The organism is Pseudoalteromonas sp. S16_S37, from assembly GCF_014694405.1.
GTDB lineage: Bacteria > Pseudomonadota > Gammaproteobacteria > Enterobacterales > Alteromonadaceae > Pseudoalteromonas.
This window is the reverse complement of the sequence record NZ_JAAUWV010000106.1, coordinates 1-3,954: the sequence shown is the minus strand read 5'-3', so window position 1 is coordinate 3,954 and position 3,954 is coordinate 1. Positions and strand designations below refer to the sequence as shown.

Genomic DNA, 3,954 nt, shown 5'->3' with positions numbered 1-3,954 from the left:
TGAATTGTTGAATTGTTGAATTGTTGAATTGTTGAATTGTTGAATTGTTGAATTGTTGAATTGTTGAATTGTTGAATTGTTGAATTGTTGAATTGTTGAATTGTTGAATTGTTGAATTGTTGAATTGTTGAATTACATTATGCGCTATTAAAAAATACGACTCAGAACGTAGTGATTGAAGTATGCATTTATAAAATGATAAATTAAAATAAAAGTTTTATACTTCAGGCTGGACCAGTTATAAAATAGCACAAGAACCTCTTCACTGGTCATAATTTATTATAGATTTAAAGTCACATGCAAAAGCTTGCAATAGGACTAGATACTGTGATTTGGTATATCTATTAAGTAGTCTGTAATTCCTATATCAATACCCAATTGAGTTAGTAGTGTTGTAACCTGCCCCCGATGATGAGTTTGATGGTTAAATAGATGGCTAACTAGTTCCGAAAACTTTTTAGTACTCACTATTCCCCTCGAGTTTTTATAGCTCAAGCAACGCTCTATATCAGCTTCATTCACCTCATTGACAAGCCAAAACTCAATTGTTGAGTCAACTTTTTTCCTTATATGTTCTAACGGCTCTAGTGAAGCAAATAATATTTCATCCAATTTTTTGGGAGTGGGAAGAACAATTAATAACTCACTCAATGCAGTGTATAACTCAGAGTGCTTAGAAAAGCGGCTTAACCATATAATATCACCAACTAAAATATGATTAACTGTACCCATTAAAGACCCAAAAAAAGCACCTTTATTTTGATGAAGCACTTCTTCAGGTAACTCCCTCATACTATTAAATACCTGTGCATTCATTCTTGAATTATATTTTGACATTAATATGAAGTGTTCTAAATAACTCAAAATCACCTCCTTCTTACTGTATTGTTGTGATAAAACTCGCTATGAGTATTAATTAAGTGGAATCTATACACTAAAAAACTCCTTTCAGAGTGCTCGTTACTGTATAACTTTTCCGCTTCCAATCTAAAATTTTCGATAATTGAAACCATATAATTACAATCGAGAGAGTGATAGAAAGTAATGCTAAAACACCGTGCAAAGTTTTGATTATTGAATCAGGTGCGCCATTAAATAAATAGTGAAAAAATTTTGCCAAAGTATTTCCGCCGTTTTAATAATGGTTCGTTAAGCACTCGTAGATGCTGATGTTGCTGTTTATTCACTTTCTCCATTAAGTCACTGATGCTGGGGGTGACGTTTACGTTATCTGCGCAATGCTCACTAGCTCTTACATTTTTTAATTTACTGAGCAAGAATTTAAGTACCTTCTTAATAGATGTTAACTTCTCTCCACGCTTATGGCTACTACGGCATGCCACTGTTCCAATAATCACGCTCGCTGAGTTGGTAAAGATGATTTAAAACAACACCTTACTATTAATAATGCTTTTTCATTAACCGCAATATCTTTGAAATTACAACCTAACATATAAAACGGATAAAACGGATAAAACGGATAAAACGGATAAAACGGATAAAACGACGTAATAAAAAAAGAATAAGCCTACTTCATAATAATGAGTTAAAACCATCGTACCTCCTTGAACATTGGTAAACTTTCAAAAACAGCTTAAGCCCGCTACCCCCAGTGCTTTTTACACAGATTTATAAACCCTAATGAAGATTCTGATAGGTTCGAACCACTGCGATAAAAAATACCAATCTCCCTTTCAACCATACTGTAACTCCAATCAGGAATAACCTCTAAGTCATATGTGCCGCCCAGCCGCTCAATTACTTCACCACTTAAATAGCAAACTCCATTACCTAAAGAAACCAACTTCAACCTTAATGACAACGAGCTTATTTCGGTCACATTTAGAAAACTACTCTTAAATAGCGTAGATTCATCAGTATCATTCTCTAAAAATGATGTAAACAAAGTTGTATTATATAAAGCTGAGCTGCTCCCCGAAATAATATCTGAATAGTGTTTGTGACTTTTAGATACAACTAGCAGTTGCTTATCTTGATATAACCCGATTTGGCTCATATCTTGATAAGTCATATCAAGTGGCCCTAACCCAAGCTCTACATTGCCGCTAGAAACTAGCGCCCCGATATCCTCGCTTGGCACCTCTTTAAACTTAAGGTTGCACTCAGGCATAATGTTGTAAAACTTTGTTATTAAACTTTCAGCATGAATTTTGCTCACCTCAGAGTTCAACGCCACACTTAAGATGGGCTTTGGTCTTTTTAAATTATCAATACTACGTATTAAATTAGATTCTGCATTCAATGTACTGACACTATACAAATACACAAGCTTACCTGCTTGCGTCAACTTTTGATTTCGTCCCCTTTCAAGAATTTTCAGTCCAATTTTATTTTCTAGCCCTGATATCGACTGGCTAACTGCTGATTGAGATAAGTGCAATACCTCTGCTGCTTTTTGAAAGCCACCTTGGTCGACAACAGCTTGCAGAGCCCTTATCTCTGAACGCTCAAGTCTCATAACCATCACATCACTCACTTGAAGAATACATTGATTATATATATTTATACTTAGAATCCAATAACTTATTAGTTAAATAACAACTTTAATACCTGATAAATATATCAGTTTTACTAATACGCGTATGAAGTACTCAAAAGAAAAAACATAGGAAAATGCAATATTGAGGTTACATAAACAGTGTTTTTGGGTGTTTTCTATACTGTAGAATTTATATATATACCTTAGCATCGGGTATCGACTTAGCCATGTAAGTCAAGAGTCAAAGATAGCACGGGCAACTGTTTGAGCTTGTCCTAAAAAGTTTTGGTAGATTTAAAGTAATTTGCTTACAAAGCAAAGAAGATAAAATTATGTTAAAATTATTTATTTGTTATTTACAAAACAAGAAGCAAATCTTTTACATAACCATGAGTCTTCTTGTGCTTTTAGTTGAAAAAACGCAATAACATTTATTACTAACAGCATACAACTCGGGTGTAAATGAAGTGTATGTAAAGCTCCTGCGGAGGTCTACTTTTGATGAATAGCTCTACCTCTTAAAGAGATAATCTCTCATTTCAGGATTAGATAATAATCCCTATTGTGCACGTAAGCGTTGGGATTATTTTGTAGAACACTTGCTCTACACTAAGCCTTCGCAAGACTATCACCTGACGTTTTCTTCCGCCCCCACGCTAGCCGCTTTTCAAATATAAATAAGGGACTTAATATCCCCTATTTAATGCGTTTATGTTTATTCTGGAATACACTGCTCACCAGTACGTGAATCAAGCCATAATCTCACCGTTTTATGCCCATAACAGGTAAGTGGCTTACTACTTTTGACTCTGTATTTGAATGCGAGAACGGCACAGCTCCACTCGATAGCGGGTAATACCTAATCGGCTTATTAACCGCTACAGTATTGTAGTAATCTACTACATAACTTTTGCATCGTGGATCTGAGCTTGATGCATACCAATCTGTTTTATATTCCCGCCAGCTGTTTTTCTTAGCCACTCATCACCGAGCAAGAATTCTTGATAGGAATTGTAAAAGCACTGCTTTCTATAGTTGTAAACCTTATCCCACTCTACCGCTACAGATCTTTTTATTTCTTTCTCAACACACTAACCTGCAAGAGCAGAAACAGAGAATAGAGACATGCCAAGTAAAGACGCAAGGTATAGATTCGCTTTCATCATAATTCCCTAGAGTAATTTAATATGTGTTTTCGATAGAACCCATGTCAGGCAAAAAGCATCTTTCTAGCAAGCTGGGATACATGACAGTTTCAACACCAACAAGATGCACTTAAAGCATTGTTTTAAAAAATTTTATTGAAGAAAAGTTGACTAATTGACTATACGTAATTAACCTGAGCTGCGCATAAGAAAATGAACTAAAAGCCCTTGTGGTGATCAGATCTTTCGACCAAGAAACATAAGATTACCAAGGACAAGGGCATGAATAACTTAGACGCAATTTTCGTA

Annotated in this window: 2 protein-coding genes; both read right to left on the bottom strand. The window is 35.0% G+C overall.

The features are described 5' to 3' along the window. Positions 1 to 318 precede the first annotated feature (318 nt). Positions 319 to 864, bottom strand: coding sequence for a DinB family protein (locus tag HC733_RS21640; protein ID WP_190367051.1), 546 nt, complete (start codon positions 862 to 864; stop codon positions 319 to 321). 739 nt (positions 865 to 1,603) lie between these two features. Beyond that, positions 1,604 to 2,485, bottom strand: a complete 882-nt coding sequence (locus tag HC733_RS21635) for a LysR family transcriptional regulator (protein WP_190367050.1) — start codon at positions 2,483 to 2,485, stop codon at positions 1,604 to 1,606. Between the last annotated feature and the right edge of the window lie 1,469 nt (positions 2,486 to 3,954).

Bases quoted from the DNA above. Each gene is read 5' to 3' on its own strand.
- HC733_RS21635 (WP_190367050.1), bottom strand. From the start codon at position 2,485: ATGGTTATGAGACTTGAGCGTTCAGAGATAAGGGCTCTGCAAGCTGTT.